Annotated in this window: 26 protein-coding genes; 14 read left to right on the top strand and 12 right to left on the bottom strand. The window is 54.5% G+C overall.

What is annotated here, in order from left to right; all coding sequences use genetic code 11:
• Nucleotides 1-63 precede the first annotated feature (63 nt).
• From TH2_RS16495 to TH2_RS16510, 4 genes are all read right to left on the bottom strand, one after another.
• Nucleotides 64-1,371 carry a TRAP transporter large permease gene (locus TH2_RS16495; RefSeq protein WP_008891577.1) on the bottom strand — a complete coding sequence of 436 codons (1,308 nt, stop codon included), beginning with the start codon at nt 1,369-1,371 and terminating at the stop codon, nt 64-66.
• Between the two features lie 73 nt (nt 1,372-1,444).
• Nucleotides 1,445-2,047 carry a TRAP transporter small permease subunit gene (locus TH2_RS16500; RefSeq protein ID WP_008891578.1) on the bottom strand — a complete coding sequence of 201 codons (603 nt, stop codon included), beginning with the start codon at nt 2,045-2,047 and terminating at the stop codon, nt 1,445-1,447.
• A 155-nt stretch (nt 2,048-2,202) separates the two neighbouring features.
• Complete coding sequence (locus tag TH2_RS16505; protein WP_008891579.1) at nt 2,203-3,231, bottom strand: TRAP transporter substrate-binding protein; 1,029 nt, start codon at nt 3,229-3,231, stop codon at nt 2,203-2,205.
• A 21-nt stretch (nt 3,232-3,252) separates the two neighbouring features.
• Nucleotides 3,253-3,840 (bottom strand): gluconokinase, encoded by a 588-nt coding sequence (locus TH2_RS16510; RefSeq protein WP_008891580.1) that lies wholly within the window; start codon nt 3,838-3,840, stop codon nt 3,253-3,255.
• 182 nt (nt 3,841-4,022) lie between these two features.
• On the opposite strand from TH2_RS16510, the gene gntR reads away from it, so the two are divergent.
• Nucleotides 4,023-5,060 (top strand): HTH-type transcriptional regulator GntR, encoded by a 1,038-nt coding sequence (gene gntR, locus TH2_RS16515; RefSeq protein ID WP_008891581.1) that lies wholly within the window; start codon nt 4,023-4,025, stop codon nt 5,058-5,060.
• A gap of 6 nt (nt 5,061-5,066) precedes the next feature.
• Here gntR and TH2_RS16520 read toward each other — a convergent pair whose 3' ends face one another.
• Both TH2_RS16520 and TH2_RS16525 read right to left on the bottom strand, forming a co-directional pair.
• A complete protein-coding gene (locus TH2_RS16520) occupies nt 5,067-5,633 on the bottom strand; it encodes an IMPACT family protein (RefSeq protein ID WP_008891582.1) in 567 nt (188 codons plus the stop codon).
• 69 nt (nt 5,634-5,702) lie between these two features.
• Nucleotides 5,703-6,446, bottom strand: coding sequence for a sulfite exporter TauE/SafE family protein (locus TH2_RS16525; RefSeq protein ID WP_008891583.1), 744 nt, complete (start codon nt 6,444-6,446; stop codon nt 5,703-5,705).
• Between the two features lie 18 nt (nt 6,447-6,464).
• On the opposite strand from TH2_RS16525, the gene TH2_RS21345 reads away from it, so the two are divergent.
• The 3 genes from TH2_RS21345 to TH2_RS16535 all read left to right on the top strand — a co-directional run bounded on the left by TH2_RS21345 (nt 6,465) and on the right by TH2_RS16535 (nt 8,947).
• The gene (locus tag TH2_RS21345) at nt 6,465-6,818 is read left to right on the top strand and encodes a hypothetical protein (protein WP_157194191.1); all 354 of its coding nucleotides are present in this window, start codon (nt 6,465-6,467) and stop codon (nt 6,816-6,818) included.
• A 10-nt stretch (nt 6,819-6,828) separates the two neighbouring features.
• Complete coding sequence (locus TH2_RS16530; RefSeq protein WP_008891584.1) at nt 6,829-8,214, top strand: class II 3-deoxy-7-phosphoheptulonate synthase; 1,386 nt, start codon at nt 6,829-6,831, stop codon at nt 8,212-8,214.
• A 247-nt stretch (nt 8,215-8,461) separates the two neighbouring features.
• Entirely contained in the window at nt 8,462-8,947 is a 486-nt protein-coding gene (locus tag TH2_RS16535; protein WP_008891585.1) for a hypothetical protein, read from the top strand.
• Nucleotides 8,948-9,038: 91 nt separating this feature from the next.
• On the opposite strand, the gene TH2_RS16540 is transcribed toward TH2_RS16535, so the two are convergent.
• Genes TH2_RS16540 through TH2_RS16550 form a run of 3 tightly spaced genes read right to left on the bottom strand, consistent with a single transcriptional unit; the run spans nt 9,039 to nt 11,342 of the window.
• Complete coding sequence (locus TH2_RS16540) at nt 9,039-9,614, bottom strand: hypothetical protein (protein ID WP_008891586.1); 576 nt, start codon at nt 9,612-9,614, stop codon at nt 9,039-9,041.
• A 3-nt stretch (nt 9,615-9,617) separates the two neighbouring features.
• Entirely contained in the window at nt 9,618-10,979 is a 1,362-nt protein-coding gene (locus TH2_RS16545) for a M48 family metallopeptidase (protein ID WP_008891587.1), read from the bottom strand.
• Nucleotides 10,980-10,997: 18 nt separating this feature from the next.
• A complete protein-coding gene (locus TH2_RS16550; protein ID WP_008891588.1) occupies nt 10,998-11,342 on the bottom strand; it encodes a YbjQ family protein in 345 nt (114 codons plus the stop codon).
• 259 nt (nt 11,343-11,601) lie between these two features.
• On the opposite strand from TH2_RS16550, the gene TH2_RS16555 reads away from it, so the two are divergent.
• The 8 genes from TH2_RS16555 (at nt 11,602) to TH2_RS16590 (ending at nt 20,962) form a co-directional block, all read left to right on the top strand.
• Nucleotides 11,602-13,278, top strand: a complete 1,677-nt coding sequence (locus tag TH2_RS16555; RefSeq protein WP_040824417.1) for an NAD+ synthase — start codon at nt 11,602-11,604, stop codon at nt 13,276-13,278.
• 14 nt (nt 13,279-13,292) lie between these two features.
• The gene (gene gltX / locus TH2_RS16560) at nt 13,293-14,645 is read left to right on the top strand and encodes a glutamate--tRNA ligase (RefSeq protein WP_040824419.1); all 1,353 of its coding nucleotides are present in this window, start codon (nt 13,293-13,295) and stop codon (nt 14,643-14,645) included.
• Nucleotides 14,646-14,712: 67 nt separating this feature from the next.
• Entirely contained in the window at nt 14,713-16,089 is a 1,377-nt protein-coding gene (gene cysS, locus TH2_RS16565; RefSeq protein WP_008891591.1) for a cysteine--tRNA ligase, read from the top strand.
• A 103-nt stretch (nt 16,090-16,192) separates the two neighbouring features.
• Entirely contained in the window at nt 16,193-16,996 is an 804-nt protein-coding gene (locus tag TH2_RS16570; protein WP_167549078.1) for a hypothetical protein, read from the top strand.
• A gap of 300 nt (nt 16,997-17,296) precedes the next feature.
• Complete coding sequence (locus TH2_RS16575) at nt 17,297-17,581, top strand: hypothetical protein (protein ID WP_157194193.1); 285 nt, start codon at nt 17,297-17,299, stop codon at nt 17,579-17,581.
• Nucleotides 17,582-17,780: 199 nt separating this feature from the next.
• Complete coding sequence (locus TH2_RS16580; protein ID WP_008891594.1) at nt 17,781-18,722, top strand: aldo/keto reductase; 942 nt, start codon at nt 17,781-17,783, stop codon at nt 18,720-18,722.
• A gap of 24 nt (nt 18,723-18,746) precedes the next feature.
• Nucleotides 18,747-19,463: a hypothetical protein gene (locus TH2_RS16585; RefSeq protein ID WP_008891595.1), complete on the top strand. Its 717-nt coding sequence runs from the start codon at nt 18,747-18,749 to the stop codon at nt 19,461-19,463.
• Nucleotides 19,464-19,630: 167 nt separating this feature from the next.
• A complete protein-coding gene (locus tag TH2_RS16590; RefSeq protein WP_008891596.1) occupies nt 19,631-20,962 on the top strand; it encodes an MFS transporter in 1,332 nt (443 codons plus the stop codon).
• A gap of 15 nt (nt 20,963-20,977) precedes the next feature.
• Here the strand turns inward: TH2_RS16590 and TH2_RS16595 are convergent, their stop codons facing one another.
• From TH2_RS16595 to TH2_RS16605, 3 genes are all read right to left on the bottom strand, one after another.
• The gene (locus TH2_RS16595) at nt 20,978-21,634 is read right to left on the bottom strand and encodes a LysE family translocator (RefSeq protein ID WP_008891597.1); all 657 of its coding nucleotides are present in this window, start codon (nt 21,632-21,634) and stop codon (nt 20,978-20,980) included.
• A gap of 121 nt (nt 21,635-21,755) precedes the next feature.
• Nucleotides 21,756-22,451 carry a DsbA family oxidoreductase gene (locus TH2_RS16600; protein WP_008891598.1) on the bottom strand — a complete coding sequence of 232 codons (696 nt, stop codon included), beginning with the start codon at nt 22,449-22,451 and terminating at the stop codon, nt 21,756-21,758.
• 153 nt (nt 22,452-22,604) lie between these two features.
• Nucleotides 22,605-22,853, bottom strand: coding sequence for a hypothetical protein (locus tag TH2_RS16605; RefSeq protein ID WP_008891599.1), 249 nt, complete (start codon nt 22,851-22,853; stop codon nt 22,605-22,607).
• Nucleotides 22,854-23,191: 338 nt separating this feature from the next.
• On the opposite strand from TH2_RS16605, the gene cimA reads away from it, so the two are divergent.
• A complete protein-coding gene (gene cimA / locus TH2_RS16610) occupies nt 23,192-24,805 on the top strand; it encodes a citramalate synthase (RefSeq protein ID WP_040824421.1) in 1,614 nt (537 codons plus the stop codon).
• A 176-nt stretch (nt 24,806-24,981) separates the two neighbouring features.
• The gene (locus TH2_RS16615) at nt 24,982-25,758 is read left to right on the top strand and encodes an RNA methyltransferase (protein ID WP_008891601.1); all 777 of its coding nucleotides are present in this window, start codon (nt 24,982-24,984) and stop codon (nt 25,756-25,758) included.
• The last annotated feature ends 77 nt before the right edge of the window (nt 25,759-25,835 follow it).

Here is a 25,835-nt window from a genome sequence, read left to right on the forward strand (position 1 = left end):
GTTTTAACGAAAAAAGGCGGGACCAGTCAGGTCCCGCCTTTTTTGTTGTTCTTGTTTGGTGTCTTAGCCCCCGGCAAGGCCCGGGAAGATGATCAGAAGTGCGACGGCCAAAATCTGCAGGCAGATAAACGGCAGAAGCGACTTGAAGATATCGCCAAGCGATATGTCGGGTGGCGCGACCGATTTCAGGTAAAAGGCCGCAGGCCCGAATGGCGGCGACAGGAAGCTTACCTGCATGTTCATTGCAAACAGCACGCCAAACCAGACCGGGTCGTAGCCGAGCTCTTTTACGATCGGCACAAAGATCGGCATGGTCAGAAGCGCAATACCCACCCAGTCAAGGAACATGCCCAGCACAAACAGGATCAGCATCATGAACAGGATGATGATGGTCGGATCATCGGAAATACCGGTGATCAGGGTTGAGACAAACTTGATCCCGCCCATCAGGTTGAATACGCCGACAAGGGCAGATGCACCGATGCCGATCCAGACAATCATGCCGCAGGTCGAAAGCGTTTGAAGTGCTGCTGCCTTAAGCATCGGAAGCGAAAATTCACGCCGCAGAACAGTCGAGGCGATCACACCTGCCACACCGACGGCCGATGCCTCGGTCACGGATGCGATGCCACCATAGATCGACCCCAGAACACAGAACACGACCAGAATGGGCAGGAAAAGGCCCTTGAGCAGGCGGATCTTTTCTTCGCGCGGGATTTTTTCGGTCTGCGGCGGCGGGGCGATGTTGTTGCCGGTGTAAGATCGGAACAGCACATAGGCGACATAGAAGCCCGCCAGCATGAAGCCCGGCAAAAAGGCCGAGGTGAACAGATCACCAATTGATACGTTCGCGGTCAGGCCATAAATGATCAAAACAATCGAAGGTGGCACCATGGTGCCCAGCGACCCGCCAGCACAGACAACCCCGATGGCAAGGTTCTTGTCATAGCCTTGACGCAGCATCTGGGGCAGGGCGATCAGGCCCAGCAGAACAATCTCGCCGCCGATGATGCCGCTCATGGCAGCCAGGATCACGGCAACAAAGATCGTCTGAACCGCAACGCCGCCTTTAAGGCGTCCGCCAAACAGGCGCATGGCATCAAACAGGTCGCGCGCAATACCGGATCGGTCAAGGATCGCCGCCATCAGGACGAACATCGGCACCGAGACGAAAACAAAGGATGAAACGAATGAATAGACCCGGCTTGTGATCAGCGGCACCGCCATCGGGCCGAACCAGCCAAGGGTAAAGATCAAGGCAATCAACAGCGTGACAAATGCCAACGGCATGCCGGTCACAAGGAAACCAAGCAGCATGACAAACATGGCAAGTGTGCCGAATTCGATGCCAAGGGACTGTAAATCAAACATTTAAATGTATCCTGTTGCGCTGCTTGGCATGGCCGTGCGGAGACGCATCAATTGATTGGGCACGAGGCGCTGATTATTCGGTCGAAGTGTGGGATGCCGGCATGATTGGTGCCTTGCGGGCATAGTTTAAGGCCTGAACCAGGAACTGAACCATCAATACAATCAGGACCACCAACAAAAACACCTTAAGCACGCCCGGATAAGGCGCATTGAACGCACTGCCGGTTGTTTCAAGGTGGATGTCGCCGGTGGGCGTAAAGACAGCACGTTCGACCATCAGCCAGGCGGCCCAGGCAAAGAAGCCCGATGCGATCATGCAGACCAGCGAAATACAGATATCAAGCGTCTTGCGCATTTTCGGTCCGGCAATGTCATAAAGCAGGACAACGCGAATATGCTTGTCGCGCGCGGCACAATAAAGGCCGCCAAACACAAAGCCGACGGCACAGATAAAGGTCGTGGTTTCATGCGCCCACAAGGTCGGGCTGCCAAAAACGTGACGTGCCACGATCTCATAAATCAACGTCGCCATGGAAAGCAGAAATCCAATGGCGAACACGCTGGAAACCTTCGTAATCATCTGGCCCAGAAGACCGGACACCTCAGTTGCCTGATCGGTGCTTTCTTCAAGTTCGGGAAGTTCGGGCAACGGTGAGTGTTGCGGGGTGTCAGACATTTCTGCGTTCCTTGCATCAACAGGAAATACAATCCGGCAAGGAGGGAGGCCTTCAGTCCCGATACGTCTCGGATCACGGAACCAGCCGGATTGTATCCCAGCAGTTTGCCGGCAGCAACACGGCGCGTTGCTGCCGGCGAAAAAGCTGTTCTGTCTTAGATCATACCCTGTGACTTAAGGTAGTCTACAAGGGTGTCGTATACACGCTGCGCATCTTCCGAACGTGCCGCGACTTTTTCCCACTGGCTGGTGGCAATCTGACGGAATTTCGCACGCTCTTCAGCTGACCAGTTGTGGATGGTGACGCCACCTTCCGAACGGGCCTTGGCAACAGCTTCCATGTCTTTCATCGCCAGACGTGCATCCATGTCATGGGCCAGATCGCGGACCGACATTTCAAGGATCGCCTGGATATCAGCCGGCATGGAATCCCACTTGGTCTTGTTGATCGATACTTCAAGCATCGGCATGGAGTGGAAGCCCGGATAGACCGGATGTTTTGCAACGTCATGCAGACCCATGGCCTGGTTGGTCGAGAACACGGTCGCGTCCGCAGCATCGATCACTTTTTTATCAAGCGAGGTGAATACTTCGGACTGCGGGATGTTCACCGGCGATGCGCCGGCTGCTGCGAAGACCTGCTGAACCATGCCTTCCGGGGCACGCATTTTCAGGCCTTTAAGATCGGCAACGCCATCAAGCGGGACAGAGGAAACAAATGCTTCCAGGCCCGGGGTAACGGCACCGACGAACTGCAAACCACGCGGGTTCAGAAGGCTGTTCATCAGTTCCTTGCCACCGCCATATTCAACAAAGCGCAGCATTTCGGACGGTGCCGACCATGCGCCAACCGGGTTGGCGATCAGGCCGAATGCCGGATCTTTACCGGTGAAATAGCTGGTGTCGGTGATGTGACCGTCAAGAATGCCAGCGGCAATTGCGTCTTGGGTTTCGGCATGTTCGACAATCGAGTTAACCGGCAGCATTTCCACGGAAACGCGGCCACCGGTCATAACGCCGACACGTTCGGCCCATTCCTGTTCCAGCTCAAAGTTAGGCACGCCAGCAGCATCGCTCGACTGCATCTTGAGGGTAAATTCCTGTGCATTGGCGGCAAACGGCGCCGTTGCAATCAGGGTTGCGATAAAGCCTGCACCTGCAAGCGATTTAAGAGTCTTGGTCATTCGTCTTCTCCCTAAAATGCCTTATTTTCCGGCAGTATTCTCTTTGACAAAGGAAAAACTGCCGTCTTCACGCTCCGCCAGTCGGTCAAGGACCGTGGCAACAACAGTTTCAAGCGGGGCATCGATAAAGACAGTCACGCAATTCTCGTCCGGCCCCGGCGGCTCGAGAGCTGTAAACTGGCTGTCTAAAAGTGCGGATGGCATGAAATGACCGACGCGGCGTTCAAGCCGGGTCTGGATCACTTCGCGCGTGCCATCCAGAAAAACAAAGGTGATCGGGTCGAGGTGCCTGCGCAACACATCGCGATAGCGACGTTTAAGCGCAGAACAGGCGATGAAAATGGCCTGACCGGACTTTGCGCTTCCCTCTGAACTGGCAACTGAACCGGCCTGCGTGCGGGCCGCTGTTGCGACCGCATCAAGCCAGGGCCAACGCATATCGTCATTGAGCGGAAGACCACGGCGCATGTGTTCGACATTCGTGCTTGGATGGTGATCGTCGGCGTCCAGATACATGGTATCTGTCATGCTTGCCAGACGACGCGCGACCTCGGTTTTGCCCGATCCGCTCACACCCATGACAACGACATACTGCGTTTGCCGGTTCATTGAATTCGATGCACTCACTGATTTTCAGGGCGGGTTTTACTCTTGGACTGCCCTGTTGTGTTATAATGTTAGCGCTAACATAATGTTAGCGCTAACATTGAGTCAACAGCCGAATTTCCGGTGTTTGCTTTACCGTCACAAGGTGCTTGTCGGTTTGGAAAAGACGTAATAAATGTAAGGTCATGAGGAAGCGCAAAGGGGCCGGACGGCCAACAATATCCGATGTTGCCGAACGGGCTGGCGTCAGCACCATTACGGTCTCACGCGCGTTGCGCGATCCGTCAAAGGTGTCTGATCATCTGCGACGAAAAATCAACGATGCGGTGCGCAAGCTTAATTATGTGCCCCATTCGCATGCCAGCGCGCTGGCCTCGACCCGATCAAATGTCATCGGTGTGATCGTTCCCTCGCTGACCAACAACGTGTTCGCCGATACGCTGCGTGCCATTTATGACGAGCTCTATCAGGGGCCGTTTCAGGTGCAACTCGGCAACTCGCGCTATGTCGCCAAGGATGAGGAACGCCTTGTGCGCACCTTCCTCGGCCAGGGGCCGTCAGCCATGATTGTGGCCGGGGTTGATCAGACCGATGCAACCCGCGAACTTCTTGAAAATGCCGAATGTCCGGTGGTTCAGGTCATGGATATCAGTGATGACCCGATCGATATGATGGTCGGGTTTTCGCATTTTGAAGGCGGGCGGGCCGCCGGTGTGCATCTGGTGCAAAAGGGCTACAAGCGTATCGGGTTTCTCGGCGCGCGCATGGATCCGCGCTCCCACCGCCGTATGGAAGGTTTCAAGGAAGCCTTGCGCTCAGGCGGGCGATATGACCCGGACCTGATGATGACGACGACCGATTCCTCAAGTGTCTCGCTTGGCGGGCATTTGATCGAACAGTTGCGCAAACGTCGTCCGGACCTTGATGCCGTGTTCTGCAACAATGATGACATGGCGCTTGGCGCGCTGTTTGGCTGTCAAAAGGCCGGTATCTCGGTCCCTGATGAAATGGGGATCATCGGCTTTAACGATCTTGAAATGATGGCGGCAAGCTATCCATCGCTGACGTCCATCCGGACCGACCGCTATCAGATCGGCAAACGGGCCGTGCAAATGATCAAAGCGGTTCTGGACGGCGAAACCCCGGAACAAAAAATCATCGATCTTGGTTTCGAACTTCAGTGCCGTGAAAGCACCATGCGCCCGAAGTCAAAGGCGCGCTAATAACTCTTACTCAGGCATTGGAAACTGAACGCTGAGCTCTGCCAGGCGATCACGTGGTCCAGTGATTTTGATACGCGTTCCGTCGGTATCAAACTGACGATCAAGGATGGTGATGCCGTCCTCTGCGCAGGCTTGCTCGAGCGTTCCGGCATCGGAAAATCCGGCAAACAGTTCTGCCTCGCCCTGCGGGATATATTCGATGATCTCGGCAACGTCGCAAACCGCATTGGCCGACCCGCTATAGGCGCGCACCAACCCGCCGGTGCCAAGCTTCGTGCCGCCGAAATAGCGCGTCACAATCACCGCAACATTGATCAGATCCCGTCCCTGAAGGACTTTGAGGCACGGGATGCCTGATGTGCCTGATGGTTCCCCGTCATCCTTGCCATGTTCAATCAGCTGGCCTTCGTCATTAAGATAGCGATAGGCGTTCACATGATGATTGGCCTTGGGATGGAGGGCACGCAATTCATCAATCCGCTTGGCCAGATCATCGTGAAAAACGAGTTCGGCCAGAAAGCGGGACTTCTTTTCTTCGGTTTCGGCAAAGGCAGGGCGGGCGATGGTTTTCATGGCGATGTGCTATCAGAAATGGCCGGGTTGTGCCAGACGACATCTCCGACCCGCATGGGCGTTTGACCGTTAAGACGCAAACAGTTTGCCAACCAGAATGACGCCAAAAATGATCAGCATGATCAAAACAACCTTGCGGAAGGTTTCCGCATCCATCCGGTCACGTACCTGTGTGCCCAGCTTGGTGCCCAAATAAACCGGCACCAGTCCGGCCAGCGATATCCACAGCGTTTCAATCGTCATCAGCCCCAATCGCGCAAGGCCAAGTGCCATGACGATGCTTGAAAGGCTGAACGAGATATTGATCGCCGTCAGGAAGCGTTTGGGCTCAAGCCGCATGGAAAGCAGGAAGGGCAATACCGGCATGACCTGCGATCCGGTGATGCCGTTGATCAGACCCGTGGCAAAACCGGATATCGGGGCCAGTCGCCGTGCAAGCTTGTCAGATAGCGGCTTGCCATGACGAAACAGGGTAATCGCCCCATAATTCATCAACACCAACCCCAAAACCGCCCCGGCCAGAATGCTGTCGACCATTTCAAGCACGGCAAGCCCGATCAGAATGCCTGGAATGGTCGCCAGAAACATCGGCCAGAACCGGCTGATCGTTTCGCGAAAGTGACCCGCCTGCGCCATGATGATGGAATTGCTGACAAGCGATGGAATGATCACAAGCGGCATACCCGCCTTAAGCCCCAGCCCAAGGGCCAGGATCGGCAAGGCCGATGTCGAAAAGCCAAGCCCGGTTGCCCCTTTGACGAAGGCGGCAACGAAATAGGCGCAGGCAATTATCGCAAGTGTTTCAAGGGGCATTAGGGATCCGGCTGATCGGTGACGCTGGTGGTGGTAGGCGCTGGCAGTGTGCCCGCAAATCATGAACTGTGCAATTGGTCTGATGATTGCGCAGTGCCGGATTCGCACTACCTTGTTTGGTATGACGAATTGGCATTCACCGGTGCATCTTGCATGAATTCACGGTTATGGGTGGAATTTTGCGTGGTTTTTGGGTCGGTTGGCAAAAAATTGCGGGATTTTATTGTCCAAACGTCGAGAAGGGGTGGAAATGCGTTGGCAAAACCCGTATCAAGTTTGGCCCGGTTGCATGACCGGATGCCAAGGCGGAAAACCGCCGGACAACTGGATTTGTGTTATAATGGCGGCATGATGATGAACATGCCGGATTGAGAGGAAGCAAATGAGCAAGAGCTGGAGCATTGAAAGCTGGCGTAACCTGCCGATCAAGCAGGTGCCGACTTATCCTGATGCACAGGCCGTAAAGGCCGTAGAGCAAGAGCTCGGCAGCTATCCTCCTTTGGTGTTTGCTGGCGAGGCGCGTGCGCTTAAGGAAAAGCTTGGTGACGTTGCAGAAGGCAATGCCTTCCTGCTGCAGGGCGGCGACTGTGCCGAAAGCTTTAAGGAATTCCACCCCAACAACATTCGCGACACCTTTAAGGTGATGCTGCAGATGGCGGTGGTTCTGACCTATGGCGCGGCATGCCCGGTGGTCAAGGTTGGCCGTATGGCTGGCCAGTTTGCCAAGCCGCGCTCATCTGACACCGAAACCATCAATGGCGTCGAACTGCCAAGCTATCGCGGTGATGTGGTCAACGGGATCGAGTTCACCGAAGAAGCCCGTATTCCCGACCCGCAGCGACAGATCCGCGCCTATAACCAGTCGGCAGCGACGCTGAACCTGCTGCGTGCCTTTGCGCAGGGCGGTTTTGCCGATCTGACCAAGATCCACCGCTGGAACCTGTCATTTGTTGATGGCAGCCCGGCTGGTGAGCGTTACAGCAAGCTGACCACCCAGATCGATGAGGCGGTTGCCTTCATGGAAGCGTGCGGCATCACGGCCGAAAGCGCGCCGCAGCTGCGTGAAACCGATTTCTATACCTCGCACGAGGCACTTTTGCTGGGGTATGAGCAGGCACTGACCCGTCAGGACAGTCTGACCGGTGAATGGTATGATTGTTCGGCCCACATGCTGTGGATCGGGGACCGTACCCGTCAGGCCGATCATGCCCATGTTGAATTCCTGCGCGGAGTGAAAAACCCGATCGGCATGAAATGCGGACCGACCATGGATGAGGATGACCTGATCCGTCTGATCGATATCCTTAACCCGCAAAACGAAGCCGGGCGTCTGACCCTGATCGCACGTATGGGGGCGGACAATGTGTTTGATAACCTGCCGCGTCTGGTCAAACGTGTTAAGGCCGAGGGCCGCAAGGTTGTGTGGTCCTGCGATCCGATGCATGGCAACACGATCAAGGCATCAAGCGGATATAAAACCCGTCCGTTTGATGCGATCCTGTCGGAAGTCAAAAACTTCTTTGACGTTCACAAGGCCGAAGGCACCCATGCCGGTGGCGTTCATTTCGAAATGACCGGTACGGATGTGACCGAATGCATCGGTGGCGCACGCGAAGTCACCGAAGATGCGCTTTCGGATCGTTACCACACCCATTGCGACCCGCGCCTCAATGGCGGACAGGCGCTTGAGCTTGCCTTCCTGATGGCGGAAATGATCAAAAAAGAACGCGACAGTGTGCGCGCAGAACAGATGGCTGCTTCTGCTTGATTTGATCTTTCGCGATATATCTTGATGTCAAAGGTGCCCGGCGATCTGTCGGGCACCTTTTATTTATCCGGTTATTTGCCCGGGATGTTCGCAGAATGCGTTTGCTAAATTAGATTTCAGAAAATTTTGTTGCGCAATCGGCATGAATTCATAAAAAACATCTACCAATGGCCAGTAAATATTCTTAAGTATGGGTAATTGCAGGGTGTTCCTGACAGACGATTAAGGGCGAGGGGTCGCAACGGGTATGATGGACGACGCTGAATTCAGCGCATGGCAAAAGAAGGTGGAGGGAACCAACATTTCCTCGACCACGCTTTTGGCGACCGACTATCTGAACCATTTCAACGAGATCGTCATGCTGCTCGAAATGGTGCCCGACATGCCTGACATGATCGAGGACTGCAAGGAATGGGCGCCGAAAAGCTATCAGGAGCATTTCCGCGACAGTGCCTTTTCCGACAAGGAACTGGCGATTGAGGCCTATGAACACGTCCCGCCAAGGTTCCGTCGACCGTTCGAGGAAACCATCGAGCACCTCAATACGATCGTGGCACACGCGGTTTCGCAGCTTGAAACCATCATCGAGACGGGTGATGAAGACCTGTTGCGCGTGACGGCCAGTGCAGTAACCACCTCGCTTCAGAAATTCATGGATGTCGCCAGTGGCATTATCCACGGTTCGGCCAAAACCATGAGCCAGGACGAGATCGACGCGGCCCTGGCACTTTAATTGTTGCCGACGTTTTCATGTATGCGGACAAAAAAACCGGGACTGCGATCAGCCCCGGTTTTGTTTTGTCTGGTCGACACGTTAATCGCGATCAGTCCGTCATTTTAGCGAGTTCACCATCAAGACGGTCAATTTCGGACTGCAACAGCGGCAAGACATCGGCACGGGCGGATGCGACAATTTCCTGCATGTTTTCAAGGGCATGTTTGGCCATGCCGTTGGCATTTTGCTGCATGAACATGATCGTCATCTGGGCTTCGATATCGGAATAAAATCGACGTACACCGGTGATAATTGCCGGATCGACTTCAAAGGTGCGCTGGGAATAGCGCATGGTTTCCCAAACCATATCGTCAAGCTTGTGGCGTTCGCGCGGGGCGAGGTTTGCCGCATGCCAGGTCATCGGGCCTTCGGGATAGTCGGCAATCCAGGTTTCGACCTTCTCGATATTATCGACAAACTCCGCCTCAAGCGATCGTTCGAGGTTATAGACATCAGACGTGCTTTGATAACGGTCGAAATCGACAGCAATTTCAAAACCGGCAAAGCTTGCCAGATACACACCCAGAACGGTTGATGCCAGAATGATGCACTGGGTAAGCCAGAACTCGGTATTGGGCTGGCCACTTACGCTCAGAAAGCGAAACGGGGCGAAAAGTCCGCGCATGGGCTAGTGTCCTGTATTGGTAAGATTGAATTGGTGGCGGTCTTCAAGCGCGCTTGCCGGGATTTCACCCGTGCGTAAAAGGAAATTCTCAAACGCGATTTGAAGATCAACCGGCTCTCCGATCGGAAGACCCTGTTCGCGTGCCATATCTTCAAGGCGTTCCACCCGATCACGCGGGTGCGGATGGGTTGAAAGATAATCCAGCAAACTGCGGTCGCCTTGAAGCTGTCCCAGCTTTGCAAAGGTGGTGGATGCTTCTGCGACATGGCCGTATTTGGCCATGAGGATGCGCAGGCTCCAGTCATCGGCATCGAGTTCCTGACTTCGGGAATAGTCCCGATCCGCCAGAAGTTTCGGCCAACTTGCCGCCCAGGTGGTCAGAACCGCATCGGTCTGAAACATCATGGCCGAAAGTGCGACACCGACGACCTCGCGGCCAATGCCTTCAAGGTGATCGCGCCCGTTATAATGACCGATTTCATGGCCAAGGATCGACAGCAACTCGTTCTCGGTATCGACCAGTTCAAGCATTCCGGTATGAACGAGCATCAGGCCACCGGGCAGTGCCGCGGCATTGGGGCTGTCATCGGGGATGATCAGAACGTCAAAGTCATAATCCTTTGCCGGGCCAATGGCCTCCTTGGGGATGGAATTGACCAGATCGAGAAGATAGCGTTCCGGCAGGCTGCGTTCATAATCTTCGCGATGTTCTGCGATCAGTCCGGGTTCAAGCTCCGACCAGATGGCAACTTCTTCCTGAACCGAAATGCTGTTTGCCGCCCATTCAACCGCGAGACCGCTTGCCGTATAAATCCCCCAGCAAATCAGAAGGAAAGCGATACTGCCCGACGCAAATTCGGCCAGAAGATTGCGATGGGAAATATTCACCCCGTCATCGGGAAGGGCAGATGGCCGACCACCCGTCGGGCGATGATCGGTATAAAGGGCGGTGCCCGAAACGATCACCTCGATCATGCCGCGTCCGAGTTCGGCAGAATCAAAGCGCAGACCGATAATGTGGCTTGCACCCTTGGCATTGGTGCGAAGCCGCAAGATCGCCTCGCGCTTGGCCCTTGTGACGGTGGCTTCGTGTGCGGCCAGTCGACCGCCGACGAAAATGCGCAGGCGCGCCAGAAGATTGCGAAAACGGTCTTCGGCAATGACGACCTTGCCGGTCACCAGTTTGCTGTCATGCAACGTGATGTCATCGGGAACTGCATCCCCGGAATCAAGATATTGATGGGGCAGCAATGCTTCGTCGCGTCTGAGCGCGCGTTCATGTGCCCCATCGGCCAAGCGGCCGGTTATATAAGCTATTCCGATCAGGATGGTCAGGGCAATTCCCGGAAGAAACAGATCTTCCATGGTATTGTGCCTGCCCTGTTATTTCAGTCGTACGGCTGTGCCGTATGCGAAAATCTCAGCCGCCTTGTAGGCCACCTGTGACGTTGCGAAATGCACATCCACAACTGCGTCGGCATCCAATTTTTGGGCTTGGGCAATCAGGCGGCTGGTGGCTTCCTGCTGGGCGTCTTCCAGAAGCCGGGTGTAGGAACGTACTTCACCCCCGAACAGGTTTTTCAGCATCGCAAAAATATCGAAAAGGAAGTTGCGGCTGCGCACGGAACTGCCAAAGACAATACCAAGGTTTTCAGTGATTTCGCGGCCTGGAATATGGGAAATGGTTACCGCCGCCATTTCGGCGGCCGCATTGGGGCTGTGGGTCATGTTGTTTGCTCGTATTTTAATTTGTGTTTATTGCCGTGTTTTCACGGTCGCGAGCAATAGATCGGGATGAAGCCGATTTTGCAAGTCATTATCAACACGCTAAGTTGTTGATAAGAATAAAATCACGCTCAAAACCAATGTGCTTGCTGGTTTCAAGGCTTTGCATTTCTGCCATGCAAGAATGGTGATCTTGTCTGAAACATGGGATATTGCGCATTACGTAATTGACAGCGCGCAGGGGCGATCCTATTCCAACATCATGACAAAGAAGCTTGCCATTGCGATTGCCCAACTCAACCCGATTGTCGGTGATGTCACCGGGAACCGGGACAAGGTTGTGGCTGCCTGGGAAACTGCGGCCGATCAGGCTGCGGACGTGGTTCTGTATTCTGAACTGGTCCTGTCGGGCTATCCGCCCGAGGACCTTGTGATGAAGCCGGCCTTCATGCGCCATCTTCATGACGCGGTCGAATTCATCTGCGAACACACGGCCAAACGCAAAGATGGTCCGGCCTTGCTGTTGACCACGCCATGGGAAGTCGATGGCACGCGCCATAATGCGGTGTTGCTGATTGATCAGGGCAAGATCGTTGATGTGCGCGCCAAGAATGATTTGCCCAATTATGGCGTGTTTGATGAAAAACGCGTCTTTGCCGCAGGTCCGATGCCGACCCCGATTTCATTCAAGGGCGTCAAGCTGGGTGTGCCGATCTGCGAAGATGTCTGGACGCCGCATGTTGTTGCCCATCTGGCGAACGCGGGGGCAGAAATCTTCCTTGTGCCGAACGGGTCACCGTTTGAAGCCGACAAGGACGATTTGCGCCGCAAGCTGATCGAGGACCGGGTCCGCGAAAGCGGCAAGCCGATGATTTATTGTAACGAAGTCGGCGGTCAGGATGAGCTGGTGTTTGACGGCGGATCATTTGGCCTGAACGGCGATGGATCGCTTGCCGTGGCTTTGCCGGCCTTTGCCGAGGATGTGGTGCTGACCACCTGGCAACAGGATGAAAACGGTAAATGGCGTTGCGCGGATGACGCGCCGAAGGTTGGCTATCCCACCGGGCTTGATGCGATCTATCAGGCGCTGGTTCTGGGCCTGCGTGACTATGTGAATAAAAACGGTTTCCCCGGCGTCGTGATCGGCATGTCGGGCGGGATCGACAGTGCGCTTTCGGCCGCGGTTGCCGTGGATGCGCTGGGCTCGGACCGAGTGCGTCTGGTGATGATGCCATCGCCTTATACCTCGGCCGAGAGCCTTGAGGATGCGGAGCTTTGCGCAGGCATGCTCAAGACCGGGATCGAGAGCATCAATATCGGTCCGGCCATGGCCGCGTTCGAACAGATGCTCGCCCCCGCCTTTGAAGGCCGGGATGCCGACATTACCGAAGAAAACATTCAGGCCCGTTCGCGCGGGATTATCCTGATGGGGCTTTCAAACAAGTTTGGCCACATGGTGCTGACCACCGGCAACAAGTCGGAAATGTCGGTTGGCTATGCGACGCTTTATGGCGATATGTGTGGTGGCTATTCGGTTCTGAAGGACCTTTATAAAACGACCGTGTTTAATCTGTGCCACTGGCGCAATGAACACAAACCGGTTGGGGCAATCGGCCCGGATGGCATGGTGATCCCGGAACGGATTATCACCAAGCCGCCATCGGCCGAGCTTCGCCCGGATCAGAAAGACGAAGATAGTCTGCCGCCTTATGATGTTTTGGATGATATCCTGCATCAGATGATTGAAGGTGAGCGGTCTGTTCGCGATATCGTGGATAGCGGTCACGATGAGGCAACAGTACGCCGGGTCTGGCGATTGCTGGATCGGGCGGAATATAAACGCCGCCAGGCACCCCCGGGGGTCAAGATTACCCCGCGTGCCTTTGGCCGTGACCGTCGCTATCCGATTACCAATGGTTTCACTAACCTTGTTACGTGATTGAAAAGTTTGAAATGACAAAACCTGTTCTGCGATTTGCCCCCAGCCCGACCGGGCTTCTTCACGTCGGTAACGCCCGTGTGGCGCTGATGAACTGGCTTTATGCCCGTAAATCAGGCGGGAAATTCATCCTGCGCTTTGACGATACCGATCCGGTACGCTCCAAAGACGAATATGTCGATGCGATCCGTGAAGATCTGACCTGGCTTGGCATCGACTGGGATCAGGAAGAACGTCAAAGCCTGCGTCAGGATAAATATGATGCGGCGATTGATGACCTGAAAAAGCGTGAACTGCTTTATCCGTGCTACGAGACCGAGGGCGAACTCAACTGGAAACGCAAGGCCGCCCGCCAGCGTCACCAGCCCTTTATCTATGACCGGAAGGCTTTGACGCTATCTGATGAAGAAATTGCCGCCCTTGAGGCCGAAGGCCGCAAGCCGCATTGGCGTTTCCTTCTGACCGACGGCATGGTCGAATGGGATGACCTGACGCGCGGGATTTGCTCGTTTGATACCGAACATGTGTCCGATCCGGTCCTGATCCGTGAAGATGGATCGTTGCTTTATATGTTGGGCTCGGTGGTGGATGACCTTGAAATGGGTGTTACCCATATCATCCGCGGCGAAGACCATGTGACCAATACCGTTTCGCAGATCTTGCTTTATCTCGCCCTTGGCGGGAAGCCAGGCGCGCTTGAATTTGCCCATATGCCGCTTCTGGCCGGGCCGGGTGGTTCGCAGCTTTCAAAACGTCTTGGTAGTCTTTCGCTGCGCGAGTTGCGCAATGACGGGTTTGAGGTCGAGGCGCTTGTTGGTCTTCTGACCGGCCTTGGCGCATCGGACAAGATTGAGCCAGCAGACCTTTCCCAAGTGCTTGAGAAATTCGATCTTGATCATTATGGCCGTTCCACGCCGAAATTCGATCCGGCCGAACTGGCAAGCCTCAATGAAAAAGTCATTCACGAAATGTCGTTTGAGGCCGCCAAACCAAAGCTTGAAGCGGCTGGCATGGCAGATGCCGACGAGATGTTCTGGAATGCGGTGCGCGGTAATTGCTGGCGCGTGGCAGAGGCGCTGGAATGGTGGGATGTGATCCACAAAAACGTCATTCCGGAAATCGATGCCGAGGATGCCGAGTTCCTCAAACAGGCCGCCGATATGCTGCCCGAAGGCGAGCTTGACGGCACCAGCTGGAAAACCTGGACCACAGCACTTAAGGAAGAAACCGGGCGCAAGGGCAAGCAGCTTTTCATGCCGCTGCGCAAGGCGTTGACCGCGCGTGAACATGGTCCGGAAATGTCGACGATGCTGGTTCTGATCGGGTCTGAAAAGGCGCGTGACCGGTTGTGTGGGAAGGCGGTCTAAGCAACTGCTTTGATCGCCGGAAAATGCACGCATTTGACCCGAAAACACAGCCAAACGGACATTTGAAATGACCAAAACCCTTCGCATCTTTGATACGCTCACCCGCGAAAAGCAGGTGTTCGCGCCGATTGATCCCGATCACGTGCGCCTCTATGTCTGCGGCCCGACGGTTTATGACTATGCCCATGTCGGCAATGCCCGCCCGGTGGTGGTGTTTGATACGCTGGTGCGCGTGCTGCGCCATATGTATCCCAAGGTAACCTATGTGCGGAACGTCACGGACGTTGATGACAAGATCAACGCACGTGCCAAGGAAAGCGGCGAGCCGATTTCCGAAATCACCAAACGCACCCATCAGGCCTATCTGGAAGATATGGGTGCGCTTAATGCCGCCAAGCCCGATATCGAACCGCGCGCGACCGAACATATCGCGGAAATGATCGCCATGTGCGAAAGCCTTATCGAACAGGGCTTTGCCTATGCTGCCGAGGGCCATGTGCTGTTCTCGGTCGAGGCGTTTGAGGACTATGGCAAGCTGTCGCGTCGTGACCGCAAGGAAATGATCGCCGGTGCCCGTGTGGAAGTCGCTCCTTATAAAAAAGACCCGGCCGATTTCGTTCTGTGGAAACCGTCGAGTGATGATATTCCGGGATGGGATAGCCCGTGGGGCAGGGGACGCCCGGGCTGGCATATTGAATGCTCTGCCATGTCGACGCGTTATCTGGGCGAGAATTTTGACATCCATGGCGGTGGTTCGGATCTGGTGTTCCCGCACCATGAAAATGAACTGGCGCAAAGCTGCTGCGCCAACAAGGGCTCCAGCTACGCCAAATACTGGATGCATAACGGCCATCTGATGGTCGAAGGCGAAAAGATGTCCAAGTCATTGGGCAACTTCGTCACCGTGCATGAGCTGCTTGAAAAATGGCCGGGTGAGGCGATCCGTCTGGCGATGATGGGGACCCATTATCATCAGCCGATCAACTGGACCGAAGAAAACCTGCGTCAGGCCAAAGAGGCGCTTGATCGTTTTTATACGGCCCTGCGCCAAAGTTCTGACGTGACCCCGGAAAATATGCCGGTACCGCGTGCGGTGCTTGATGCGCTGTGTGATGACCTCAATACGCCGCTTGCGATTTCGGAATTCCATAACCTTGTGACCAAGTTCAACAAGGCGGAAAAGAAGTTCGAACGTGCTGAGGCCAAAGGTGAAATCCTTGCTGCGGCAAAGCTTCTGGGCATTCTTGAAGCGGATCCCGAAGCCTGGTTCACCGGATCAGCCGATGAAGACGAGGCGGCCGAGATCGACGGGCTTATTGCCCAGCGTGCGGACGCCAAGAAGAACAAGGATTTCGCAACGGCGGACAAAATCCGTGATGACCTTCTGGCACGCGGCATCATCCTTGAAGACTTCAAGGAAGGTACAAGCTGGAAGCGGGTATAGAAAATTCTAAGTATCTTAGATGCTTTTAAAGGCCGAGGAGACCTCTCCTTGGCCTTTGTTTGTTTTACCGTGATTGACATGCACAAACGAAGATGGGGACTTTTTGGGGTTTGTTGGATATTATTTTTCAACCTATGGTTATGTTTGTGGTATAAGCGGGATTGGTTCTTTTAGCTTTCAGGAGGGGATGATGGCTACCGGGGTGAAGACCAAAGGTTCACAAAAAGGCGAACGAATTCCGTCAGACCAGCAGGTAAAGGCTGAAAAAGCAGCCACAATGTCACCACAAAAAATCGGGTTAGGTGTGATCGTTATTATTGCATTGTGTTTGAACCCAATGATTTTTGCCAACTTCCTTCGGGACGTATTTCTCAACGTTTTAGACGAAGGGGGTATCTTCGACGCGTATAATATCAGTTATTACGTATTTGGTTACATCGTCCTGATTCTTGTCGCTATTTTACTCGCGCAGCAGCTTCCTAAGGTACAATCTGTTCTCAATGGTCCCGTTTCTCGAGGTGAGAATAACCTAGATTCAGTGGTTGAACGAATGGTGAATGAGTTGCGTTCACGGGCGAGAATGCACCGCCGGTCTTGTGGCATGAATTTGTTAGTTATTGTGCTCGTGCTGTTTTGTTCGGGGCTTTTTATGATTTTTGCAGCCCAATTGATTGCAGGAGATCAAGGTCAGATACTTGGTAGCGCGCAAATCAACCAACAACTAGAAACTGAACACAGAAAAGAAACCAAACTGTTTGATGGAATTCCCGAACAACTACGAGAAATTGTTACTTACTACGAGGATTCTGCAAAAGCGATCATGGGAAGCATTGCGGATCAGGAAGAGAGACTTGTTCAGGCAACAAAGTTGACCGTGGTAGAGCCTTCATCTGGGGGGGGGGAGTGAAAACCGTATCGCGCTTGCGCAGATCCAAGCTACCTTCGACAGAGTAAGCAATGAACTTACATTGAGTTTGGAGAAACTCGAAGAATTTGTTGATGAATCCAGCACGAAACTGGCAATAGTTGCATCGGGTGGTGACATTTCATATGCCAATATCGCCAATAGAATTAGCAACCTTCAAGAAAAGTATGCTGAGATGCTTGCCAATGAGCATGATTCATTCGGAGATTACGAGTCACGTGAGAGAGCACAGCTAACTCGGATAACGATTATTAGACTGTTTGTTTTTTGGTTGCGATATATTTGGTTCAATTGCTTTACGGTATGTACAAATACAACAGTAAAGCTGCGGCGATTTATCTTGGTCGAGCTGATGCCTTGGCATTGCTTGGTGCGCACAAGCAATTGGACGACGCCAATAAACTCAAAGAATGGATCTCCATGCTGAGTGCTGAGGGGTATGATCTTGGGCACTCGCCTTCTAGCCCGTTGGAAATGACAATAAATACTATCGAGAAAATATTTGGTCGCAAAAATCATTCGTCTGAAGACAAAAAACAAAACAAGGAAGATTCGAAAAAGGGCTGAAACTGGAGATAAGTGTTCTTCTCTACCCAAATCAGAACCAGTTCGTTCGCTGAAAATGAGCTGACAATGCCACAACGTGATGTTGTGGCCCTTTTTTTGGGGGCGTCAACCGTGATCTATATTTGTGCAGATTTTTGCCCAAATCTTTATGGATCATGCTTTCTGATTGGTCCGAAGCAACGAAAAGGTGCTCTAAACCATGTCTGAATTTGAACGTCGAGGGTTTCTGAAGGCTTCTGCCTCATTAGGCGCGCTTGGCCTGTTGGCGTCGGGTGTCCCGGCCTGGGCGCAGGGAAGCTCCGATGCGCGCGCATCGGAAGTATTGCAAAAGCAAATTCCCTCAACCGGTGAAGAAATCCCCGCTGTCGGGCTTGGAAGCTGGATCACATTTAATGTCGGCCAAGACATTGAGCTGCGCAATCAGTGCGCGGATGTCATGTCGGCGTTTTTCGATGCCGGTGGGCGCATGATTGACAGTTCGCCGATGTATGGCTCTGCCCAGGATGTGATTGGCTACGGGCTTGATAAGCTTGGTGCGCGGGATCGTGTGTTTTCGACCGACAAGGTCTGGACCGCAGGCGATGGTGCCGAACAGATCGCCGAGACATCAGATCGATGGAAGATCGAGCAGTTTGACCTTTTGCAGGTCCATAATCTGTTGGGCATCAATGAAAACCTGCCGCTTCTGTTTCGCATGAAGGACGAAGGGCAGTTGCGCCATGTCGGTGTGACGACCTCGCACGGGCGACGTACCGAAGACCTGATCGCGGTGATGAAGAACGAACGGCTTGATTTCGTGCAGGTGACCTATAACCCGATTGACCGCAAGGTTGAGGATTATCTTTTGCCACTGGCATATGATCGCGGCATTGCGGTGATTGTGAACCGGCCGTTTCGCGGCGGCAGCCTGACCGAGCGTCTGGAAGGCCAGCCCTTGCCGGAATTTGCCGCCGAACTTGAAGCCAAAAGCTGGGCGCAGTTGATTTTAAAATATCTGATCGCCCATCCGGCGGTGACCTGTCCGATCCCGGCCACCACCAAACCGGCCCACGCGGCGGAAAACATGGCGGCCGCAACCGGGCCATTGCCCGATGAAAAAATGCGCGAACAGATCGCCGCCGTTATTGGCGTTCTGGTGTGATCAAGGCAATCGGGGGCAAACAGCATGACTGAATGGTGGGATTACGGACTGGCGGATTTGTTGCTGTTTTCGCCGCGTGTCTATTACCGGCTGTTTGAAACCATGAACACCACCTGGTGGCTGGTGGTTGCCAGTGCGCTGATTGCCGGGGTGATTGCATCGGGCCTTGCCCTGCGTCACGGTTTTCGCGGCAACCGGGTTATTCTGGTGTTGTTGGCACTGGTCTGGGCCTGGTCGGGCTATGGCTTCCTTTGGCAATATTATCAGCCGATCAACTGGGCAGTACCCTATCTGCTCCCGGCCTTTGCCCTGCAGGTGGTTTTGTTTGCCATCTTTGCCGCGCGTCCGTTGCCGCTTCGTTTTGGCTGGCGCGGGGATTTGTCGTGTTATGTCGGGGCGTCCCTGGTTGCCTTTGCGCTGCTTGTCTATCCGTTTATTGGCCTGATTGAAGGGCGCGACTTGGTGCAGGCCGAAATTTTTGGCAGTGCCGCCGATCCAACCGCCCTTGGCACCCTGGGCTTTGTTTTGCTGTCACGCGGCACCTGGCGGTGGGTATTGTTGCCGATTCCCCTGGCGTGGTGCGTGATATCCGCAGGCACGCTTTGGGTGATGGATCAGTATGTCGCGTATTTGATGCTAGCCGCCGTCTGGGTGACTGTTTTTTGCGGCTGGCTTGATCTTAAAAACGGGGTCACCACCAAACGCCTGACCGAGGCAGAGATCAGAGACCCGGCTGCTTAGGCCAAAAAATCCCCTTCATACCGAAAAAAGTCTGGAAACTGAATGTGATCAGTGGTTTCGTACTTTCCGCTGAGACTTGTCATTTGTCTGAACCAACACGACATCAGACCAAGGCGCGCTGAGCTCACAGACAGTCCGGTAATCCCCAAATTGCGAAAGGGCGATTCATGATCCAGGTTTTAACCAGTGTCTGGGCACTTCTTATTGGAGTTGTCCTGATCATGCTGGGCAATGGCATGCATTTCACCCTGATCGGTTTGCGCGGCGGGATTGAAGGTTTTTCCTCTGCCGAACTGGCGATTGTCACATCGGGTTACTTTGCCGGTTTCCTGTCGGGCGCGCGCATTACACCGCGCATGATCAAGCGGGTTGGCCATGTGCGCGTCTTTGCTGCACTCGGAAGCTTTACCTCCGCTGGGTTGATTGCCTTTCCACTGATTGCCGAGCCATGGGCATGGACGGCGTTGCGCGTGATCTTGGGCTTTTGCATGTCGGGGATCTATGTGACGGCGGAAAGCTGGCTTAACGATGCCTCGACCAACGAAACCCGCGGCAAGGTTCTGTCGGCTTATATGATTGCCCAGACACTTGGCATTATCGGGGCGCAGGGACTTTTGACGCTTGGCGATGCCGCGAACTCGGCCCTGTTTATTGTTGCGTCCATTCTGGTCTCGATTTCCTTTGCGCCGATCCTGCTGTCGGCCTCGTCCGTGCCAGTGACCGAGGCGGCGCGTCCGATGGGGCTTAAGGAACTGTTTGCCGGATCACCGCTCAGTACCGTGGGCATCTTCCTGCTGGGGTGTGTGTATGCCACCCAGACCGGTATGGCAGCAGTTTACGGTACCCAGATTGAAATGACGACCGTGCAGATCGCGACCTTTGTGGCGATGCTGTTTGCCGGTGCGTTGGTGTTCCAATATCCGATTGGCTGGTTGTCGGACCGCATGGATCGCCGCAAGCTGATTTTTGGTGCGGCGGCAGTTGCCATGTCAGCCTGTATGCTTGGTTGGCTTTCGGGTAATCAGTTGGTCTTTATGATGTGTGCAGCCTTTGTCGCAGGCGGCATGACCACACCGCTTTATGCGCTGTTTCTGGCGTACACCAATGATTTCCTGTCACTCGAAGAAATGCCGGCGGCATCAGGTGGTCTGGTCCTGACCTTTGGGGTGGGGGCAATTCTTGGCCCGTTGATTGCCGGTTGGTCGATGGAACATCTTGGTCCGCAGTCGTTCTGGCTGGTGCTTGCCGGGACGTTTGCGGTGATTGCGCTTTATGCGCTTTATCGCATGACGCGCCGTGAAGCCCTGCCGGTTGAAGAAACCGAAAGCTATGTCAGCGTTCTGCCGACGGCATCCCCCATGGCGGTTGAAACCGCCGGGGTTTGGGCGGCTGAGCAGGCCGAGGCCGCCGCAGAAGAGGCTGCTGCCGAAGAAGCAGCCGCTGAGGAAGCCGAAGCAGAAAAGGCCGAGGCTGCAGAAGACAAGAAGCCCAAGGCATAGCCTTTCGCTGACAGCTTAGCGGTTGAACAACAACCGCAGTCCGACGGCAGCAAAGAACACACCAAGCAATCCGTTGATCCATCCGGCTGCGCGGCGATAAATCGAAATCGCCGGGGCGGTGGAAAAGGCGGTGGCATACAGCAAATGAATGCTGGTTGAAATCAGACCACAGCCAATCACGATCGCCGCCCCAACCCAAAGCGGGGCACCTTCGTGAAAGCCGATTGAAATGATGGCGATCCAGGTCAGAATGGCCTTCGGGTTGGTCAGGTGAAGGCCCAATCCGCGAAAGTAATAGCCGCGTCCGGATATCTTTCGGGCATCAACGGCGTCGGCGATGTCTGATGTGGTGGGTGGTTTGCGAAATGCCGTACGAAACGCCCGATAGGACATCCACAGCAAATAAAGCCCGCCAAAAATCCGGATGGCCGTCATGGCATCGGCATAGGTGGCAAGAACAGCCGACAGCCCCGTCAGGGTCAGAAGTCCGATCGAAAACGATCCGGTTCCAATGCCAAGGGCAAAATGTTGTCCAGCACGGCGGCCCTGATCAAGCGACACCCCCATCAAGCCCAAAAGGGCAGGACCGGGGCTAATCAGGCCGACAAGCAAAGCAGCATAAGACAGCAATATTCCGGGCAGATATTGCCCAAATTCGGCAAGGCTGATCATGGGGCGTTTCCTTGTGTGGTGGCAAGATCAGCCTAGATCGGTATTTGAGTTCTGTCGAGGGTCACGAAAAAGCCCGATCCAATGGACCGGGCTTTGTTCATCTGTCTGTACTTGGGCCTAATCAGGCGTCGTTTTGCGCTTCGGCAAGAATTTCATCACCCTGGCGCGCAATTTCCGAAAGGGCCTGTTCGAACACTTCTGGCGGGTGGCCGCCGGAAATGGCGAATTTGCCATTGATCACATAGGTCGGTACCGAACTGATGCCGGCATCGCCAAATTCGTCTTCCTCGGCGCGGACTTCATTGGCGAATTCGTCGCTGGCAAGGATTTCGGCGGCGCGTTCCGGCGAAAGCCCAACTTCCTCAACTGCGCGTTTCAAGACACCATGGTCGGCGGTGTTGTCACCGCCCTGGAAGTAGGCGGCAAACAGATTGAGTTTAAGCGCGGTCTGCTGGCCGTACTCGCCTTCTTTGCCCGCCCAGTACAGTAAACGGTGGGCGTCAAAGGTGTTATAGATGCGTGCATCTGATCCGAAATGGATCGGGAAGCCGACATTTTCACCCATCATCGTGATGCGTGCACGGTTATCGGCACTTTGATCGGCGGTCAGGCCGTATTTTTCGCTGATATGTTCCGAAAGGTCCTGGCCCTCGGGCGGCATATCGCGGTTCAGTTCGAACGGGTGCCAGCGCAGGGTGACGTCAATTTCGCCGTCCAGACGGCTGATGGCATCTTCAAGGTTTTTGTACCCGATGATGCACCACGGACAGACAACGTCCGAAACAATGTCGATCTGCATGGGAATGGCTTTGGTCATTGGATTAGGCTTGCCTTGGATTATGTAACGTTGTGCTACCCCAACACATAATTGACATGGCGTCAAACGCAAGGAAAAGCCGGGGCGGACGCGTATTTGAGGGATGATTTATTAGTTGTATCTGATTTTGCGAGCGTGGTTACCCGCCGATCATCAGGATGATTGCCGCCGGGCGTTGTCGACCATGTATTCGGCAAACGTTTCAAGGATCGGGCAAGACCAATCCGCACGGGTCAGTTCCCCGTCCCGTTCCCAGTCGCCATACCAACGTTCATCAATGTCACGGAATATGATGTAGCGGGCAAAACGGTCTGATGCAGTCCAGCAATTGCGACCGGTACGTTCCCACGTCAGGCCGGCAAGCATCATGATATCAACGCTGGTGGGGGCGTCATTTGCCATTTTTATTGTCCTTGGACGTCGCGCGATCATTAGCTTTGTTCTACATGTGCAGGGTTTTGATCAAGCGTACTACAACCTAGGATAAAGGTAATCATCGCATAGTGGTGGTTGCAACCATTCAAGGGGACAGGTCAGCTATCCTAAAGATGGGTAATTTGTTGAATTAGAGCAGAAATTGTCGTCGGGATGGCAATTTGAGTAATGCTGTTGCGCTGCTGTCTGTTTTGCGGCAATTTGCCAGACCCGCAAAAGACATGAAAACATGAGCCTTGCGAACAGAATAGCGGCGGCCAAAAAACGGCCGCGGCACCCGAGACGATCGATCAGTTGGAATGAAAATGTCAGACAAGCGCGTCTATCTCTATGACAGTACCTTGCGCGATGGGCAGCAGACCCAGGGCGTGGATTTTTCGGCCGCGGACAAGACCGCGATTGCCAAGGCACTGGACGAACTGTCGATTGACTATATTGAAGGCGGCTGGCCGGGGGCAAACCCGACCGATGATGCATTCTTTGCCAATCCGCCCAAACTCAAGAATTCCAAACTGACCGCCTTTGGCATGACCCGCCGTGCCGGGCGTTCGGCGTCAAACGATCCGGGGCTGACCAGCCTGGCGCAGAATGCACCGATTGTCTGCATGGTGGGTAAAAGCTGGGATTTTCAGGTGACCGAGGCGCTCGGGATCGAGCTTGATGAAAATCTGGCGATGATTTCGGATTCCATTGCCCATCTGAAATCCAAGGTTTCCGAAGTCATGTTCGATGCCGAGCATTTCTTTGATGGTTACAAGGCCAACCGGGACTATGCGCTTGCCGCGATCAAGTCGGCCTATGAGGCCGGTGCGCGCTGGGTCGTGTTGTGTGACACCAATGGCGGCACACTGCCTGACGAGATTTTTGACATTGTCACCGATGTCTGCAGCCAGATCCCCGGCAGCCATGTCGGTATTCATTGCCACAACGATACCGAGAATGCGGTGGCGAACTCTTTGGCCGCGGTGCGTGCCGGTGCGCGGCAAGTGCAAGGGACGCTGAATGGTTTGGGTGAGCGGTGTGGCAATGCCAACCTGATTTCGATCATTCCGACGCTGATGCTGAAAATGGGCTATGACGTTGGCATTTCCCATGACCAACTGACCCATCTGCGCCGCATTTCGCATATCCTTGATGAGCGGCTTAACCGTGAACCGCTGCGTCAGGCGGCCTATGTCGGCGACAGTGCCTTTGCCCACAAGGGCGGCTTGCATGTCTCAGCGGTTGAAAAGAACCCAACCTGTTACGAGCATATCGAACCGCATCTGGTTGGCAACCAGCGCCATATCCTTGTTTCGGATCAGGCGGGCCGGTCCAACATTCTGGCGCGTTTCCGCGAGATCGGCGTTGAAGTTGATCCCAAATCCGAGGCGATTGGCAAACTGGTCGAAACCGTCAAGCGCCGTGAGTTCGACGGTTATGCCTATGACGGGGCCGAGGCCAGCTTTGAATTGCTGGCGCGCAAGGCCATGGGCGAGCTTGATCGTTATTTCCGGGTGACGTCGTTCCGTGTGATTGACGAACGCCGCTGGGTTGATGAGCAGGACGAACAGGTCATCACCATGTCGGAAGCGACCGTCAAGGTCGTGGTCGGCGATGATCAGTTCATGTCGGTCGCCGAAGGCAATGGCCCGGTCAACGCCCTTGATGCGGCCCTTCGTAAGGTCCTTTTGACTGTGCCGGAATACCGCGATGCGGTCGAACAGATCGAACTGATCGACTATAAGGTCCGCATCATAACCCGCGGCGATGGTACGCGCGCAGTCACCCGCGTCATGATCGAAAGCCGTGATGCCGAAGGCAACAACTGGGCAACGGTTGGCGTTTCGACCAACATTATCGAGGCGTCCTATAACGCGCTTCGGGATTCCATCACCTATAAACTGTTCAAATCCGGTGTGCGCAGCCAGCACGCCTGATCGTATGACCAACATAGAAGATACATGCAGCCGGACCTTGTTAAGGTCCGGCTGTTTTCGTTTGCGAGATGGAGACTGGCGCGAACGGTTGGCTTTTGCTAAGTAAGCGCCAATATGGACGGGGACGCCCTAAAAACAGCTTCTATGCCATCCTTTGACGACCGGAGAATACCGCGATGAGCGAGCCCATCGGCAGTGCCAAGCCTGAAACAGGCGGGATTGCCAATCCACCCGTGATCATTCTGATCGAACCGCAGCTTGGCGATAATATTGGCAAGGCTGCGCGTGCGATGCTGAATTGTGGTTTGGTGGATTTGCGTCTGGTGCGTCCGCGCGATGGCTGGCCCAATGAACGGGCAACCGCCAATGCATCGGGTGCTGATATCGTCATTGATAACACCAAGGTGTTCGAGCGCGAAGAAGACGCGCTGGCGGATCTCAATCGTGTTTATGTCACAACGGCCCGCACGCGTGACGCGATTAAACCGGTTTTCACGCCCAAGGGACTGGCGCCCGAAATGCGCAGCGTCATTGGGCGCGGTGAGAAAGTCGGGGTGATGTTTGGCCCGGAACGTACCGGTGTGCGCAACGAACATGTCGCCATGGGGGATGCGGTGGTTACTGTGCCGCTTAATCCCGGTTTTACCTCGCTCAATCTGGCGCAGGCGGTTCTTTTGATCGGGTATGAATGGTGGCAGGCGGGCATTGATGTGCCCGATTATCAATTGATGATGGCCGACACCTTCCCGGCGACCAAGGATGATATGGAACGTCTTTTCGTTCACCTTGAAAACGAACTTGATGCGTCGGGGTTCTTCCGTGTGCCCGAAAAGCGCCCCGGCATGGAACGCAATATCCGCAACATCTTTAACCGCGCAAACCTGACCCATCAGGAAGTCCAGACGCTGCGCGGCATGATCGTTGCGATGCGCGGCGGCAAATACAAGCCGTAAGGCCGCACTGGTTTGCCAAGAAACAAAGGGCTCCCAGACCTTGGTCGGGGAGCCCTTTGTTGTTTGTGGTGGGGCGG

This window comes from Thalassospira profundimaris WP0211, assembly GCF_000300275.1.
Classification (GTDB): domain Bacteria; phylum Pseudomonadota; class Alphaproteobacteria; order Rhodospirillales; family Thalassospiraceae; genus Thalassospira; species Thalassospira profundimaris.